The organism is Duganella zoogloeoides (genome assembly GCF_034479515.1).
GTDB lineage: Bacteria > Pseudomonadota > Gammaproteobacteria > Burkholderiales > Burkholderiaceae_D > Rugamonas > Rugamonas zoogloeoides.
Map to the genome: position 1 here is coordinate 3,898,742 of NZ_CP140152.1, position 15,850 is coordinate 3,914,591.

At 61.2% G+C, this 15,850-nt stretch carries 15 protein-coding genes; 2 read left to right on the top strand and 13 right to left on the bottom strand.

Annotated features, from left to right (window positions below; translation table 11 throughout):
• Positions 1-25: 25 nt before the first annotated feature.
• From SR858_RS17200 to flhD, 10 genes are all read right to left on the bottom strand, one after another.
• Entirely contained in the window at positions 26-1,795 is a 1,770-nt protein-coding gene (locus SR858_RS17200; RefSeq protein ID WP_019920222.1) for a methyl-accepting chemotaxis protein, read from the bottom strand.
• A 130-nt stretch (positions 1,796-1,925) separates the two neighbouring features.
• Positions 1,926-2,414: a chemotaxis protein CheW gene (locus SR858_RS17205; protein WP_019920223.1), complete on the bottom strand. Its 489-nt coding sequence runs from the start codon at positions 2,412-2,414 to the stop codon at positions 1,926-1,928.
• Positions 2,415-2,426: 12 nt separating this feature from the next.
• Positions 2,427-4,643: a chemotaxis protein CheA gene (gene cheA, locus SR858_RS17210; RefSeq protein ID WP_019920224.1), complete on the bottom strand. Its 2,217-nt coding sequence runs from the start codon at positions 4,641-4,643 to the stop codon at positions 2,427-2,429.
• Positions 4,644-4,688: 45 nt separating this feature from the next.
• Positions 4,689-5,054, bottom strand: a complete 366-nt coding sequence (locus tag SR858_RS17215; RefSeq protein ID WP_026636984.1) for a response regulator — start codon at positions 5,052-5,054, stop codon at positions 4,689-4,691.
• A gap of 74 nt (positions 5,055-5,128) precedes the next feature.
• Positions 5,129-5,677, bottom strand: coding sequence for a hypothetical protein (locus SR858_RS17220; protein ID WP_026636985.1), 549 nt, complete (start codon positions 5,675-5,677; stop codon positions 5,129-5,131).
• Between the two features lie 56 nt (positions 5,678-5,733).
• On the bottom strand, positions 5,734-6,681 hold the full coding sequence (motB, locus tag SR858_RS17225) for a flagellar motor protein MotB (RefSeq protein ID WP_019920227.1): 948 nt from the start codon (positions 6,679-6,681) through the stop codon (positions 5,734-5,736).
• Positions 6,682-6,717: 36 nt separating this feature from the next.
• Entirely contained in the window at positions 6,718-7,578 is an 861-nt protein-coding gene (gene motA, locus SR858_RS17230; RefSeq protein ID WP_019920228.1) for a flagellar motor stator protein MotA, read from the bottom strand.
• A 129-nt stretch (positions 7,579-7,707) separates the two neighbouring features.
• A complete protein-coding gene (locus tag SR858_RS17235) occupies positions 7,708-8,508 on the bottom strand; it encodes a class I SAM-dependent methyltransferase (RefSeq protein ID WP_040377296.1) in 801 nt (266 codons plus the stop codon).
• Between the two features lie 34 nt (positions 8,509-8,542).
• Positions 8,543-9,112: a flagellar transcriptional regulator FlhC gene (gene flhC / locus SR858_RS17240; protein ID WP_019920230.1), complete on the bottom strand. Its 570-nt coding sequence runs from the start codon at positions 9,110-9,112 to the stop codon at positions 8,543-8,545.
• A gap of 43 nt (positions 9,113-9,155) precedes the next feature.
• Positions 9,156-9,473 (bottom strand): flagellar transcriptional regulator FlhD, encoded by a 318-nt coding sequence (gene flhD, locus SR858_RS17245; RefSeq protein WP_026636987.1) that lies wholly within the window; start codon positions 9,471-9,473, stop codon positions 9,156-9,158.
• 574 nt (positions 9,474-10,047) lie between these two features.
• On the opposite strand from flhD, the gene SR858_RS17250 reads away from it, so the two are divergent.
• Positions 10,048-10,596 (top strand): RBBP9/YdeN family alpha/beta hydrolase, encoded by a 549-nt coding sequence (locus tag SR858_RS17250; RefSeq protein ID WP_040377297.1) that lies wholly within the window; start codon positions 10,048-10,050, stop codon positions 10,594-10,596.
• Between the two features lie 53 nt (positions 10,597-10,649).
• A complete protein-coding gene (locus tag SR858_RS17255; protein ID WP_154819723.1) occupies positions 10,650-10,913 on the top strand; it encodes a toxin-antitoxin system YwqK family antitoxin in 264 nt (87 codons plus the stop codon).
• A 77-nt stretch (positions 10,914-10,990) separates the two neighbouring features.
• On the opposite strand, the gene htpG is transcribed toward SR858_RS17255, so the two are convergent.
• The 3 genes from htpG to SR858_RS17270 form a co-directional block, all read right to left on the bottom strand.
• A complete protein-coding gene (gene htpG, locus SR858_RS17260; protein ID WP_019920234.1) occupies positions 10,991-12,904 on the bottom strand; it encodes a molecular chaperone HtpG in 1,914 nt (637 codons plus the stop codon).
• A 150-nt stretch (positions 12,905-13,054) separates the two neighbouring features.
• Positions 13,055-14,110 carry a PDDEXK nuclease domain-containing protein gene (locus tag SR858_RS17265; RefSeq protein ID WP_019920235.1) on the bottom strand — a complete coding sequence of 352 codons (1,056 nt, stop codon included), beginning with the start codon at positions 14,108-14,110 and terminating at the stop codon, positions 13,055-13,057.
• 57 nt (positions 14,111-14,167) lie between these two features.
• Complete coding sequence (locus SR858_RS17270) at positions 14,168-15,808, bottom strand: aminotransferase-like domain-containing protein (RefSeq protein WP_407654676.1); 1,641 nt, start codon at positions 15,806-15,808, stop codon at positions 14,168-14,170.
• Positions 15,809-15,850 lie beyond the last annotated feature (42 nt).

Sequence of the window (15,850 nt, forward strand, 5' to 3'; positions counted from 1 at the left end):
CCTTGATGTTGCATTGATGCTAGCTTTAAAACTCTTCCCACTCGTCAGCCTGGGGCTTGGCGATGGGTTTCGGTGTGCTTTTTGGTGCGGCCTTGGGGGCCGCTTCCTCCGCCGCAGGCCTGGCGGCCGGCTTGGGGGCAGCAGCGCCAGCCAGGCGGGCCGCCGGTTTGGCAGCCGGCTTGCTGGCAGCGGCAACCGGGACGGCGCGCGGTGCAGCAGCCGGAGCGTAGGCGGCACGGCGGCCACCATTATCAGCGAGCTTGAAGATGCTGACGGCGCGCGCCAGGATCTCGGCCTGCTCCTGCATGCTCTCGGCGGCAGCGGCCGCCTCTTCCACCAGCGCGGCATTTTGCTGGGTCATCTCGTCCATCTGGGTGATGGCCTGGTTGACTTCCTCGATGCCGTGGCTTTGTTCCTGGGTGGCGGCGGTGATCTCTCCCATGATGTCGGCCACTTGCCGGATCGACGTCACCACCAGCTCCATGGTCTGCCCCGCTTCATCGACGAGGCGGCTGCCGGCATCGACCTTGTCCACCGAGTCACTGATCAGTTCCTTGATCTCGCGCGCGGCGCCAGCGGAGCGCTGCGCCAGGTTGCGCACTTCGGACGCCACCACTGCAAAGCCGCGGCCCTGTTCGCCGGCACGGGCAGCTTCCACGGCGGCATTCAAGGCCAGGATGTTGGTCTGGAAGGCGATGCCGTCGATCACGCCGATGATGTCCACGATGCGGCTCGAGCTTTCCTTGATCGAGCCCATGGTGGAGACCACTTGCGAGACGACGTTGCCGCCCTTTTCCGCCACCGACGATGCCGAGACCGCCAGCTGGTTGGCCTGGCGCGCGTTGTCGGCGTTCTGCTTGACGGTCGAAGTCAGCTCTTCCATCGACGACGCGGTTTCTTCGAGCGAGCTCGCCTGCGTCTCGGTACGGGCCGACAGGTCGGCATTGCCGGCGGCAATTTCATGCGCGGCAGTCGTAATCAGTTCGGAACCGGCGCGCACCTCGCCCACCGTGGTGGCCAGGCTGTGGTTCATGTCGTGCAGTGCTTGCAGCAGTTCGCTGGTTTCGTCGCGGCCCACGACCACCACTTCCGAGCTCAGTTCCCCGGAAGCGACACGCTGCGCCACCACCACCGCGCCGGCCAGCGGCACCGTGATCGAGCGGGTGATCACCACCGCGCACACCACGCCCAGGGCGACGGCCACGGCGCCCAGGCCGAACAGCAGGTACATCAGCGAGCGCACGGCGCCTTCCGAACTGCCGATCACGTCGTTCGAGCTGGCCAGTTGCAGGTTGACCAGCTTGTTGATCTGGCCCAGCGTCTGCTGGTTCAGCGGGTCGATGCGGCCCGACAGGATCTTGGCCGCGCCTTCGGTGTTGAATGCCAGGATTTGCGCCAGCGCTTCCTTGAAGGCGCTATCGGTTTGGCCGTCGAGCTTGCTGATCTCGGCCAGCACGGCCTGCTCTTCGCTGGACAAGCCCAGCGCTTTCAGGTCGTTCAGTGCTTTCTCGTACAGCGCGCGCTGGTCCTTGACCTTTTGCTCTTCCTTCTGCATCAGGCTGACGTCCGATTGCAGGCCGATATTGCGCATGGCGATGCCGGTCTCGAGCATCGCGCTTTTCATGGTGCTCGCTTGCAAGCTCTTGGCGCTGGCGACGGTGAGGCCGTCTTCCAGGCGTTTGCTGTTGTTGTAGTTCAGGTAGTTGGTCAGCAAGACCATGGCCACCAGGATGGCCAAAATGCCCCCAAAGCCGATACGCAGGCGCGTACCGATCGTTACATCGCGTAAATTCATCTCTGTTCCCCCGTGTGCTGCGTTGGTTTGCGCCACCGGAGACGTCCACGCGGTGGTGATAAGTATTCTTCTGGCGCGCCCTCTGTGGGGAGCGCCGCGGGCAGGGACGCGTACCGCTTTGGGGCTGGGTTTAGGCCGCCACTTGTTCCATCAAGCCCATGTCGGGGCTCAACATCAATTTGTCGATATTTACCAAAATCAGCATGCGCTCGTCGATGGTGCCGAGACCGATCATGTAGTCGGAGCTGAACGCCGTGCCCATCTCGGGCGCCGGCTTGACTTGCTCCGGCGTCAGGGTGGTCACGTCGGACACCGAATCAACCACCATGCCGACGATGCGGCCGTTGATGTTCAAAATGATCACCACGGTGAACTGGTCGTAGATCGGCTCGCCCAGGTTGAACTTGATGCGCATGTCCACCACCGGGATGATGATGCCGCGCAGGTTGATCACGCCCTTGATGAACTCGGGCGCGTTGGCGATGCGGGTGACCGCCTCGTAGCCACGGATTTCCTGCACTTTCAGAATGTCGATACCGTATTCTTCGGTACCCAGCTTGAACGCCAGGTATTCGTGGCCGGCGATCTCGTTGGCGCCTGTGGTCAATGCGTCGGACATGGTAATTCCTCTCTACGAAAAAATCTGTTCGTCGGCCAGCTGGCGCGACGAGCGTATCAGGGCGGCAACGTCGAGAATCAGGGAGACGCCGCCGTCGCCCAAAATGGTGGCGCCGGAAATGCCGGCCACCTTGCGGTAATTCGATTCCAGGTTCTTGACCACCACCTGCTGCTGGCCCACCAGGTCGTCGATGAACAGCCCGGCCTTGCGGCCCTCGGTCTCGATGATGACCACGATGCCCTCGCTGGGGTTGGTAAAGCGCGGCACGATATCGAACATCTGGTACAGCGGCACCAGCGGCAGATACTCGCCGCGCACCTTGATCACGCGGCCCTTGCCGCTGATTTCCTTGACATCTTCCGGCGTCGGCTGCAGAGATTCGATCACAAAGCCCAGCGGCAGGATGTACACCTCCTCGCCCACCTTGATCGACATGCCGTCCAAAATCGCCAGCGTCAGCGGCAGCGAAATCGAGATCGTGGTACCGAATCCCTTGGCCGAACGGATATCGACCACGCCGCCCATGGCGGTGATGTTGCGTTTGACTACGTCCATGCCCACGCCGCGTCCCGACACATCGGTGACGGTTTCGGCGGTGGAAAAACCGGGCGCGAAGATCAGCTGCCACACCTCGGCATCGCTCATGCTGTCGCTCACGGCCAAGCCGTTTTGCGCGGCCTTGGCCAGGATTTTTTCACGGTTCAAGCCGCCACCGTCGTCAGACACTTCAATGATGATGTTGCCGCCCTGGTGCGACGCCGACAGGAACAGCCGGCCCGCATCGCTCTTGCCGGCGGCGCGGCGCACGTCCGGCATTTCGATGCCGTGATCGATCGAGTTGCGCACCAGGTGCGTCAGCGGATCGACGATCCGTTCGATCAAGCCTTTATCGAGTTCGGTGGCGGCGCCGTTGGTGATGAAATCGACTTTCTTGCCGAGCTTGGCGGCCAGGTCGCGCACCATGCGCGGGAAGCGCGAGAACACGAAGTCCATCGGCATCATGCGGATCGACATCACCGCTTCCTGCAAATCGCGGGTATTGCGGGTCAGCTGGCTGACACTGTTGAGCAGGCGCTCGTGCTTCATCGGGTCGAGCGTATCGACGCGCTGCTCGATCATGGCCTGCGTGATCACCAGTTCGCCCACCAGGTTGATCAGCTGGTCCACTTTTTCGATCGACACACGGATCGACGACGATTCCGCGCCCGGACCGTGGGCCGCCTTTTCTTTTTCCTTCTCTTCCTTCTTCGCGGCCTTTTTCTCGTCCTCGAGCACCTGCGCCGGGTCGCTGACGATGCCGGCAGCGGCGCGGATCTGTTCCAGTGGCTGGAAGAAACCGTAGCCGCGCGCGTCGTCGCTGGCAGCCTGGGCATTGGCGCGAATTTCTTCGAGCGGCTGGAAGAAGCCGTAGCCTTCGCCGGCACTGCCGCCGCCGACAGCGGTTGCGCTGTCCGGGTGCAGCGGCACGGCGTCGAAGAAGCCGTAGCCGAGCTCGCTCTCGACCTTGTTGCGGGCCGCGTCTTCCAGCTGCTGCTGGGCGGCGTCGAGCGCCGGCAACTCGGTGACGGTCATGTCTTCGGGGTTGAGCACGAACGAGCAGATGGCGATGATATCGTCGAGGCTCTCGTGGGTGGTCACCACCATGGCGTTGCGGTCCTTGTCGAGCGGCGTGATGGAGACGTGCCCCATCAAACCGAGCTCGGCGCCGAGCGCGGTCACCTCGCGGTGGTCCATTACCGGCAACTCCAGGCGGTAGCGGCGGCCGCCGCTGTGATCGACCACCTTGACCTCGGCGCTGCCGAACGACGGCACGACCACGTGGGCCAGCGCCGCCACCGGCACGTTTTCCGTCAGTGAATGCAGCACCATGCGGATGTTGCCGACCGCGTCCTGGTCCACTTCGCTGCCGTGGCGATGGCCGTCCAGCTGCATCTTGAGGATGTCCTTGGCGGCCAGGAAGGCATCGACGTGTTCGGACGTGAGCGCCATTTCGCCCTTGCGGATACGGTCGAGCAGGGTCTCCAGGATGTGCGTCACTTCCGTCATGTCGGTCACGCCGAACGTGGAGGCGCCGCCCTTGACCGAGTGGGCGGTGCGGAAGATGGCGTTGAGATCCTCGGCGTCGGGGGCATCGATATCGACGGCCAGCAACAACCTTTCCATTTGTGCCAGCAGTTCCTCGGCCTCATCGAAAAAGACCTGGAAAAACTGGCTTATATCGATGGTCATGGTGATACTCCGTAAAGTTCGCTCAGCATCATTGCATGCGCCCGATCAGCCGATGACTTTCTTCACCACCTCGTTGAGCCGCTGCGGATCGAACGGCTTGACCAGCCAGCCATTGGCGCCGGCAGCGCGGCCCTTGTTTTTCATTTCGTCCGACGACTCCGTGGTCAGCATCAGGATCGGGGTCTTGGCGTAGCTGGGCAGCTGGCGCAGCATCTTGATCAGTTCCAGGCCGTCCATGCGCGGCATATTCTGGTCGGTCAACACCATGTCGACCTGTTGCAGCTTGGCTTTTTCCAGGCCGTCCATGCCGTCCACGGCTTCGACCACGTCGTAGCCGGCCGCCTTCAGGCTGAAGGCCACCATCTGGCGCTGGGAACTGGAATCATCAACTGCAAGTATTGTCTTGGCCATCTTGGTTCTCACTGTGTGTTGCCGGAGCTCCGGCTTGTTGCTATCGTATCGGCGGTGTTCCGGGCCGGGGGCCCTTAGAACAGTTCGATGTCGCCGCTCTCCATGTGTTGCTGGTGTACGGCCTTGCGCAGCACGCTGCGCAATTCCAGGCTCTGGATGGCCAGCGCCATGCTCACCTTGCCGAGCAATTCGACGATCTGTTCGTTATCGCTCTCGGGCACCATCTCGGCGCCATGTTCGCCCAGCGTGCCGAGAAACTCGCGCAGGCCGGTCACCCGTTTCAGGGTACGGTCGATCAACTGGCTGGTCATGTCCTGGAATTGCAGGCTGACCACGGCCGCGTTCACGTAACCGCCCACCTGGCTGGGCAGCGCTTCCAGCTGGGTGCGCTGCTCGGCCGTGATGTCGGCGCCGTCGAGCAGCTTCTGGATGGTGGGCTGTTCACCCGCCACCGCCTGGTGGATGGCCATGAAGTTGAAGGAGAGCTTGTCGATCGCTTCCTCCAGCAGCAGCCGGGTCTGGATCAGGTCGGTCTCGACCTCGGTCAGATGCTTGCGCCCGTGGTCGGACACGCCCGACATCAGGCGTTTGACATGCGACCCCAGGATTTTTTTTCTCGTCATATAAGTCTCGTGATTACTGCTTGCTGCGTTGTCGCTACGTTGGCGTTACTTTGGCGTTACTTGCGCACCGGCGGCCCCGAAGGCGGCGCTGCCGGCGCCTCCTCGACCGTGCCCTCCTCCGCGCCCACCTCGATCTGGCGGCCACCATCGCGGATCACGCTTTCCTCGGTGCGCTTGTTCATCACCAGGATACTGATGCGGCGGTTGATCGGGTTGAACGGATCGGCCTTGTCGAGGTTGGCGGCAGAAGCGAGCCCTACCACGCGCAGCACTTTCGCATCGGCCATGCCGCCGACGATCAGCTCGCGGCGCGAGGCGTTCGCGCGGTCGGCAGACAATTCCCAGTTGCTGTAACCGGTCTCGCTCATGTACGGCGTGGAATCGGTGTGGCCGGTCAGGCCGATGCGGTTCGGCACGTCGTTCAGCACGAAGCCGATCTCGTGCAGGATTTCCTTGAAATACGGTTGCAGCTCGGCGCGCGCCGAATTGAACATCGGCCGGTTCTGTTCATCGACGATCTGGATCCGCAAACCTTCGCTGGTGATATCGAGCAGCAGCTGGTTCTTGAACTTGGTCAGCACCGGGTTGGCGTCGATCTTTTGCTCGATCTTTTGCTTGAGGTTTTTCAGGCGCTCTTTTTCCTCGGCCTCGAGCGCCTTCTTGGCCGCGTTGAGGTTGTAGGTTTTCTGTTCGGTCGGATTGTCGCTGGCCTTGACCTGGCCGGTCTTGCGGGTCAGGTCGGTGCCGCCGCCCTGGATCACCGAGCTGCTGTCGCCGCTGCCCGAGCCGCCCTGCATCGCCACCTTCAATGGCGTCTTGAAATATTCGGAGATGCCGTTCAGGTCGCCCTTGGTGGTGGAGCCGAGCAGCCACATCAAGAGGAAGAACGCCATCATTGCCGTCACGAAGTCGGCATAGGCGATCTTCCACGCGCCGCCGTGATGACCGCCGCCGTGCTTCTTGATCCGTTTGACAATAATGGGCCGTAAGCCTTCTTCAGCCATGGCAGTTCCTTAATTGGACCAGCATCAGAAAATTCATCACTTCGATTTCGATTTCTTGATGTGGTCTTCCAGCTCGCTGAACGACGGCCGCTCGGTCGAGTACAGCACCTTGCGGCCGAACTCCACGGCCAGCGCCGGCGCATAGCCGTTCAGGCTGGCCAACAGGATGACTTTGACGCACTGGTACATCTTGGTTTCTTCTTCCAGCTTTTGTTCGTGCAGGCTGGCCAGCGGCGCCACGAAGCCGTACGCGAGCAAGATACCGAGGAAGGTACCAACCAGTGCGTGGGCGATCAGGATGCCCAGCTCGGCCGGCGGCAAGCCGACGTTTTCCATCGTGTGGACCACGCCCATCACCGCCGCCACGATACCGAAAGCCGGCATGCCGTCGCCGAGGCGGGCAATCGCGTGGGCCGGTGCGGCGCCCTCGTGGTGGTGGGTATCGATCTCGTTGTCCATCAGGTTTTCGATCTGGAACGCATCCATATTCCCGGACACCATCAGGCGCAGATAGTCGGTGATGAATTCGACGATGTGATGGTCGGCCAGTACGCTCGGGTACTTGGAGAAGACAGGGCTTTGTTCGGGGCTGTCGATATCGCCTTCGATCGACATCAGGCCCTCTTTGCGGACCTTGGACAGCACGTCGAACATCAGCGACATGAGCTCCATGTACAGGTCTTTATTGAAGCGCGACCCCTTGAGCAGCTTGGGCAAGGCGCCCATGGTCGCCTTGATGGTCTTGGCATTGTTACCGGCAATGAAGGCGCCAAAAGCGCCGCCGCCGATCATCACCAGTTCGAGCGGCTGGAACAGCGCAGCCAGGTGCCCGCCCGCCATGGCGTAACCGCCAAAGACGCCGACCATGATGACTACATAACCGATGATGACAAACAAGTAAGACTCCCGAAAAAGAAAAAGGGCCAAAACATTAACTTGCGGCGGCCCGATTTCATAAAATTTACGTGTAGAACTACAATAGCGTGTCTGAGTGCCCCCGGGCAAGCGAATAACGCCTAATGATGCTTAAAAGCACCATTTATAGAGGGGAGTTGACCCGTTTGTGGTGTGAATGACGAGTTCGGGCATGCGGCCCTCAATTGCAAACTCATAGCTTATTAAAGTGTCACCAGGACACATTTCCGCCTCGGCCTTGCGCCACAATGCCCCCATCACGGCCGGCGACAGGTAGGCAAACACCAGGTTGAACTGGCCGAAATCGAGTTGTTCGTAATCGCCCCGGATAAACCGGGCCCGGCTGCCAGATAGCCGCGCGCGCAGCCAGCTATACAACCAGGGAAACGGCGCCAGCTCGATACCGACCACCTCGATATCGGGCCGCACCCTGGCCAGGTACAACACAAAACCACCGAGACCGCTGCCGATATCGATCACGCGCAGCGGCTTGCCGCTGGTCGATGGCGGCGGCAACTGCTGACGCACCGCATCCCACACGGCGGGATTGGACGGGTAATAAGGCACCTGGGTACGGAAGGTGGACCAGTACCAGCCCAGCAAGATCACAAACACCAGCAGGAAGATCCACGACGGCAATTGCAGCGCCAGCGCTGCCAGCACCGCCAGCGGAAACAGGAACTCGATCACGCGCCACCACGGCGCCAGTCCGACGCGCCAGGTAATGGCAGCCGCAACCAGGCCGTGGATGACGGCGACGGTCAGATAATTAACGGGATAAAACCAGGGGAGGCGCAGCGAGGCCAGCAGGTATACCAGCGCCAGCGTGAGCGGCGCGGCGCCGCACTGGACCAGCAAGGCCCGCACGGCGGGCGTGCGGACCAGTCGGGAGAGGTAGGATGGGCTGGGCAAGTAGCAGGTACGACAGTAAAGACTGGCTGCCGGATCAGGCGGCCAAGGCGTCGGCGTCGGCCAGCTCGGCATCGCGCGCTTTTTGCGCGGCCTTGGTCTTGCCGGCGCGGGAAGGCATGTGACACAGGCCGCAGACGTAGCTGCCGTGCAGGTCCATGGCGTTGACCACGAATTTGCCCTGGCATTTATTGCACGGCGCGGTTTCCAGCATCTTGCTGCTGAAGAAGCGCACCAGGGTCCAGGCGCGGGTGAGCGACAGCAGCGGCTCTTCGCCCGGGGCCGGCGGCATTTGTTCGAGGTACAGCTGGTAAGCCTTCATCACGGCCTGGATGCCGGAAGCGCCAGCGTGGGTGACCAGGAACTGGTGGATATTGATGAACAGCGAGGAATGAATGTTCGGCTGCCAGGTCAGGAACCAGTCGGTCGAAAACGGCAGCATGCCTTTCGGTGGCGACACACCGCGCAGCTCTTTATAGAGCTTGAGCAGGCGCTCGCGCGACAGCGACACTTCCGATTCCAGCAACTGCAGGCGTGCGCCCAGTTGGATCAGTTCGATTGCCAGCTGGATTTCCTGGGCTTCGGAGACTACGCTTTTCTTGGTCATGATCTGGGCTCCCGGCTGCTGATAGATAAGGTAATAAAGCGAATTACGCGATTTCTTCAACGGCCTGGCCGGCCATCAGGATGGCGGCGTGCGACTGCGCCAGGTTGCGGTCTTTATTATAGTTGGTCAGCATCGACAGGATGGCGCTGTCGTCGAAGCGGAAGCGGGCCAGCATCATGTTGCCGCCTGCCAGTTTGAGGATCTGGGCATTGCTCATGCCTTCGATCAGTTCGGCGATTTCGGCAGCGATGCCGAGACGGAAGATCGCGGTGACTTTGTCAGCGCGGATCATTTGCTGCGCGAGCATCAGGTAGCTCAGGTTAGCATCGCGAATCTCAGCCATCATATCGTTTGCGGTCATTTCCATCTCCCAGTAGTTCGTGTGCTTCGTATATTTCACTGTGGAATTACGTTTCCAGTGAGATACATTCTGCGGGAGCAACAAAAATACGAGTAGAGGTGTACTTCCGTATTTTCCGTCGGGAAATAGCGAACGCGATCCGTCGGTGTTTGTCTTACAAACACTCGCGAATCGAGATTCTACGCCCTTGCGGCGTAGATTTTTGGTGGCTGGCAGTGTTCAAAAAAGTCCTGGAAAAGTACTGAAACTAGACCGAAAAACTTCATGCGAGCGACGCTTTTTTGCTACATCTAACCCGGTTACGGCAGCGTCTTGGAGAACTTTAGGGTTTCCACGAAAAAATTTTTAATTATTTTCGACTACCTTTCTGCAACCCGATGGGGTCTTTACCTACTTTTTCCCGCATCTTGAATCTGGTAACGGCAGCGTTCGGGGGAACTTTAGGGGTTTTTTGATTTTTTTTGAAAAAATTTCAAAAAAATTTTCTTACAGGGCTTTTTGGCTGGATTTGATGCTGGAAAGGCAATGTTTAGGTAGAATCGTGTTTCTATAGATCACTTAATCGGGAGCATGTATGGCGATATTGGTACTGGCCGGCCTGTGGAACTCTGGCCCCGCGCACTGGCAAAGCCACTGGGAACAACAGCACCCGGACTGGGTGCGGGTTCCCCACCGCGACTGGGAAACGCCTGATGGCGACGAATGGGTGGCCGAACTGGACGCTGCCATCGCCCGCTGCGCCACGCCGCCGGTCCTGGTCGCCCACAGCCTGGCGTGCGCCTTGGTCACGCGCTGGGCTGCATCAGGCTCGCCGCACGAGGTCGCCGGCGCCTTCCTGGTGGCCCCGTCCGACACCGACGCACCGTCCTACCCCGACTGCACCACCGGCTTCGAGCCGATGCAACTGGCGCCGCTGCCCTTCCCTACCCTGGTGGTTGCCAGCACCAACGACCCCTACGTCGATATCGCCCGCGCGCGCCAGTTTGCCCAGGCCTGGGGTAGCGACTTCAAGGAGATTGGCGACGCCGGCCACATCAACGGCGATGCCGGCTACGGCGCGTGGCCCGAAGGTGCGCAGTTGCTGACCGCGTTTTGCGCCAGCCTGACGCCGGCAGGGGACTGAATGCGGCATGCATGTCGTACCGCGCTGCTGGCTGCAGCGCTGGTTTCTCCTGCTTGCCTGGTCCACGCCGCACCATTCTACAACTGACCAGGGAAACCGCGCCGCAAGAGTTCGACGGCAAGCCGCACGGCGCCTCCGTCCTGTACAGCCTGGCGTGGGACGACAATGCCGTGATCGAACGCGGCAACTATGTCAGCGGCAAGCGCCACGGCCTGTGGGTGCGCAGCGGCATGCATGAGGGGGAAAGCAAGGACGCTGACGTCGATGGCGTGGCCGATGGCCCCTGGCATTACGCAGGCGCCCGCTACAGCGGGTGAATGAAAAAAGGCCCGTCGAACCTGACGGGCCTTTCGGAGCAACCGGGTTGCCGCTTGCGCGGCAAGATTAACGCAACTTACTTCGCGCTCAGCAGCAATTCATTCAAGCGTTTGACGAACGACGCAGGGTCGGCCAACGAGCCGCCTTCGGCCAGCAAGGCCTGGTCGAACAGGATGTTGGCCCAATCGTTGAACGAGCTGGCCACATCTTCCGCCTTCAAGCGCTGGACCAGCGGGTGGTCCGGGTTGATTTCCAGGATGGGCTTCGATTCCGGCGCGTTCTGGCCCGCTGCTTTCAACATGCGCAGCAGGTTGCCCGACAGTTCGTTTTCGTCCGCCACCAGGCAGGCTGGCGAGTCGGTCAGGCGGAACGTCACGCGCACGTCCTTGGCCTTGTCCGCCAGCGCTTCCTTCATCTTGCCCACCAGGTCCTGGTACGAGGTCTGGGTTTCTTCGTGCTCTTTCTTCTCGGCTTCGTCTTCCAGCGCGCCCAGGTCCAGGCCGCCCTTGGCCACCGACACCAGTTCCTTGCCATCGAACTCAGTCAGGAACGACAACATCCATTCATCGACGCGGTCGGTCAGCAGCAGCACTTCCACGCCTTTTTTGCGGAAGATTTCCAGGTGCGGGCTGTTCTTGGCCGCGACATAATTGTCGGCGGTGACATAATAAATCTTGTCCTGGCCTTCTTTCGCACGCGCCAGGTACTGTTCCAGCGAAACGGTCTGCGCGTCGTTGTCGTTGGCGGTCGAAGCAAAGCGCAGCAGCTTGGCCAGGCGGTCCTTGTTGGCCGCGTCCTCGCCGATACCTTCTTTCAGCACCTGGCCGAACTCGGTCCAGAACGTCGTGTACTTGTCTTTCTTCTCTTGCTCGTCCGAGTTGGCCAGTTCTTCCAGCATGCCGATCACGCGCTTGGTCGAGCCTTCGCGGATTACGCGCACGTCACGCGATTCCTGCAGGATTTCACGCGAGACGTTCAGCGGCAGGTCGGCCGAGTCGATCACGCCCTTGACCATGCGCAGGTACGTCGGCATCAGTTGCTCGGCGTCGTCCATGATGAACACGCGTTTGACGTACAGCTTGAGGCCGCCACGCTTGTTGCGGTCCCACAGGTCGAACGGCGCCTTGGCCGGGATGTACAGCAGCTGGGTGTACTCGCTGCGGCCTTCCACGCGGTTGTGGGTGTGGGTCAGCGGCGACTGGAAGTCGTGCGACACGTGTTTATAGAACTCGTCGTACTGTTCCGGCGTGATCTCGGACTTGCTGCGAGCCCACAGGGCGCTGGCCTGGTTGACGGTTTCGGTCTCATCCTTGAGCACGGTTTCCTTCTGCTCTTCGTCGTACTCTTCCTTCTGCATCACGATCGGCAGCGAGATGTGGTCCGAGTACTTGCGGATGATCGATTTCAATTTCCACGACGACAGGAACTCGTCCTCGCCTTCGCGCAGGTGCAGGATGATGTCGGTGCCGCGGCCGGTTTTCTCGATCTGCTCGATCGAATAGTCGCCCTCGCCGCCCGATTCCCAACGCACGCCTTCCGAGGCGTCGAGGCCGGCACGGCGGGTTTCCACGGTGATCTTGTCGGCAATGATGAAGCCGGAATAGAAGCCCACGCCGAACTGGCCGATCAGGGCCGCGTCTTTTTGCTGGTCGCCCGACAGCTTGCCGAAGAATTCCTTGGTGCCCGACTTGGCGATGGTGCCAAGGTGCGAAATGGTCTCGTCGCGGCTCATGCCGATGCCGTTGTCGGAGATGGTGATGGTGCGCGCAGCCTTGTCGAAGCCGACCTTGATTTTCAGCTCGTGGTCGTTGCCATACAGGGCGTCGTTGTTGATCGCTTCAAAGCGCAGCTTGTCCGAGGCATCGGAGGCGTTGGAGATCAGCTCGCGCAGGAAGATTTCCTTGTTCGAGTACAGCGAGTGGATCATCAGCTGCAGCAGCTGTTTTACTTCCGCTTGAAAGCCAAGGGTTTGTTTTTCTGGTGCCGTCATTATGTCCTCGTTGGAAAATGTTTGTTGGTGTCCCGGTTATGGGGCTGCCCACAAGAATTTCAAGGCCGCCCCTGCACCATGGGCGCCAGAATGATAACGCCTGTATCGCCTTGGGCGCAAAGGCCGGCTGCGCGATGCTGAGAACCTATGTTAGCTGTCGCCATTGTGCCGTTGCGCCAGTTGCAGTTGGGCGCGCTCACGGTCGAGTTCTGCGCGCAGCTCGTCCTCGCTGGGCAAGATGAGTTTATATTTACTAGCAAACAATTGCTCATGACCGTGCAAGACAGAATAGCGAACCACCGAGGCGTCCTTATGCGAACACAATATGATGCCGACGGTAGGGTTATCGTCCGGTCCACGTTTAAGCTCGTCGTACATGCGGACATACATATCCATTTGCCCGATGTCCTGATGACTGAGCTCGCCTCGCTTAAGGTCGAAAATAACGAAGCACTTGAGCAGATAGTTATAGAACACCAGATCGACATAGAAGTCGCGGCTCTCGGTACTGATGCGCTGCTGGCGAGCGACGAAGGCAAAACCCTTGCCCAGTTCAAGCAGGAAAGCCTGTAGCTGGCTCATTAACGCCTGTTCGAGTTCACTTTCCAGCAGTACCCCCGCTCCTGGCATACCGAGGAACTCCAGCAGCACCGGATCGCGTACAAATTCCCGCGGACTGGCGCTCGCTGCCGTCATTTGCAGTGCTTCCTGTTCGACGGCAGCACGGTCCTGGCTGGCTAGCAAGCGTTCGTAGTAAAGTGTACCGATCTGACGTTCTAGCGCCCGCGAACTCCAGTTCTGAACCGCCGCTTCATTCATGTACCAGGCCCTGGCCGTTTCGCTATCGACCCGTAGCAATGTGCGATAGTGAGTCCAGCTCAATTCGTGACGCAGTGCGTCACATTTTGGGAACGCCTGATAAAAAAGGCGCATGTACCGCAGGTTGGATGCATCGAAACCCTTGCCAAACTCGGCAGTTAATGCCTTGGCCAGTTCCGATAACAAGCGCTTGCCGTATGCTGCGCGGGCGGAACCGCCCTGCTCGAACTCAACGATATGCCGCCCCAATTCCCAACAGGTTTGCACCTGCACGGTATCCACCGCACGAAGCGCGCGCTGGCGTGCCTGGCGAATTAACTCACCAAGCGTAATTAGTAGCGCCGGGATTTCTTGTTCCGGCCCGGGCACAAGACCAGGATCACTCATTCGCGCAATTTCCCTATGTGAGATATACCGTTTATCAGTAGCGCTGCGGGCGCAGGACTACTTTACCGCTCCCACTGCCCGTTCGAGAAAACGCCACACGGCCGGCTCCTGCATTGCCGCCACATTGAACCGCATGAAGGTCGACGGCAGCTGGGCCGGCGAGAACAGGCTGCCGGGCGCGAGCAGGAGGTGTTCGGCCATGGCGCGCTCGGCCAGGGCGTTGGTGTCGCAGCCGGCGTCGGCCCACACGAACATGCCGGCCGGTGCGGCGTGGACGATCTTGAGTCCCACCCGCTCCATCTGGCGCAGGGTCTTGGCGCGCACGCTGTCGAGCCTGGCGCGCACACGGTCGGCATGCTTGCGGTACGAACCTTCCGACAGTACTTTATAGACGACCCGCTCGCCGATGTCGCTGGTGGTCAGCGTCGAAAGCATCTTGCGGTCGGCCAGCCGCTCGGCCCGTTCGGGCGAGGTAGCGATAAAGCCCACGCGCAGGTTGGCTGCCATGGTCTTCGAGAAGCCGCCGAGGTAGATCACGCGCTGCAACTGGTCCAGGGCGGCCAGCCGCGTGGCCGGCTGCACCGCGCTGCCCGGGTGCAGGTCGCAATAAATATCGTCCTCGACCAGGATGAAGTCGTGCTCCTCCGCCAGTTTCAGTACCTGGAACGCCTTGGCGGCCGACAGCGACGTCGAACTGGGGTTGTGCAGCACCGAGTTGATGACGTACAGCCTGGGCTTGTGGATGGCCGCCAGCTCGGCCAGCCGGGCCACGTCCGGGCCGTCGCCCAGGCGCGGGATGCCGATCACCTTGGCGCCCAGCGCCGCAAACGAACCGAACATCAGGAACCAGGCCGGATCATCGACAAAAATCGTGTCGCCGGGGCGGGTGAACTCGCGGGCGACCAGGCCCAGCGCCTGGGTCACGCCAGCGGTGGTGAGAATTTGCTCGGGGGCGGCGGCAATTTCCAGCTCGGCCAGCTTGTGCTGCAACTGCTGGCGCAGCGGCAGAAAGCCCTGCGGCACGCCGTAGCTGAGCAATAAATTGGCATTCTGGCGGCTGACCGCGCGCAGGGCGTTGGCAATCGCCGCGCCATCGAGCCAGTCGGACGGCAGCACGCCGGTGCCGGGCATTTGCTGGTGCGGCATCTGCCGGAACATATTGCGCACCAGCCACACCACGTCGATCGGCTTGGTTGCCAGCGCTGCATCCGCTGCGCCGGCGCTGGTGATTCCAGGCTCGGCGGCGTTGAGCGCCATCGGCAAGCGCTCGCGCACGAAAAAGCCGGCGCCGCGCCGCGATTCCAGGTAGCCGGCGGCCACCAGCTTGTCGTAACTGGCCACCACCGTGAACGGCGACACGCCATGGGTGGCCGCAAACGAACGGATCGACGGCATGCGCGCGCCGCCGCGCAACAGCCGCTCGTCGATGCGGGCCGCGACCGAGCGGACGATCTGGTCGATCAGGGTTTCGCCCGAGTCGCGCGACAGCAGGCCAACCATGGCGCCGCCGGCGGGTCGCGGCGCCGGCGGCGCCATTGCTGCCGCGACCGGGCCGGTCGCTGGCGCCGTCCCGACCACGGGTTCCGCCGCCTTCCCCGCCACCCGCGCAGCCTGCGCCGCCAGCGCCTCGGCCACGGCTTCCGCTGCGCGGGACGCGGCCGCGCCCAGCATCGAGGGCAGGTTTTTTGTATTGGTCATTTCGCCATCACAGTGCAAGTCATTATGTTCTCAAGTGTACCG

Bases quoted from the DNA above. Each gene is read 5' to 3' on its own strand.
- SR858_RS17200 (WP_019920222.1), bottom strand. From the start codon at position 1,795: ATGAATTTACGCGATGTAACGATCGGTACGCGCCTGCGTATCGGCTTT.
- SR858_RS17205 (WP_019920223.1), bottom strand. From the start codon at position 2,414: ATGTCCGACGCATTGACCACAGGCGCCAACGAGATCGCCGGCCACGAA.
- cheA (WP_019920224.1), bottom strand. From the start codon at position 4,643: ATGACCATCGATATAAGCCAGTTTTTCCAGGTCTTTTTCGATGAGGCC.
- SR858_RS17215 (WP_026636984.1), bottom strand. From the start codon at position 5,054: ATGGCCAAGACAATACTTGCAGTTGATGATTCCAGTTCCCAGCGCCAG.
- SR858_RS17220 (WP_026636985.1), bottom strand. From the start codon at position 5,677: ATGACGAGAAAAAAAATCCTGGGGTCGCATGTCAAACGCCTGATGTCG.
- motB (WP_019920227.1), bottom strand. From the start codon at position 6,681: ATGGCTGAAGAAGGCTTACGGCCCATTATTGTCAAACGGATCAAGAAG.
- flhC (WP_019920230.1), bottom strand. From the start codon at position 9,112: ATGACCAAGAAAAGCGTAGTCTCCGAAGCCCAGGAAATCCAGCTGGCA.
- flhD (WP_026636987.1), bottom strand. From the start codon at position 9,473: ATGACCGCAAACGATATGATGGCTGAGATTCGCGATGCTAACCTGAGC.
- SR858_RS17250 (WP_040377297.1), top strand. From the start codon at position 10,048: ATGGCGATATTGGTACTGGCCGGCCTGTGGAACTCTGGCCCCGCGCAC.
- htpG (WP_019920234.1), bottom strand. From the start codon at position 12,904: ATGACGGCACCAGAAAAACAAACCCTTGGCTTTCAAGCGGAAGTAAAA.
- SR858_RS17265 (WP_019920235.1), bottom strand. From the start codon at position 14,110: ATGAGTGATCCTGGTCTTGTGCCCGGGCCGGAACAAGAAATCCCGGCG.
- SR858_RS17270 (WP_407654676.1), bottom strand. From the start codon at position 15,808: ATGACCAATACAAAAAACCTGCCCTCGATGCTGGGCGCGGCCGCGTCC.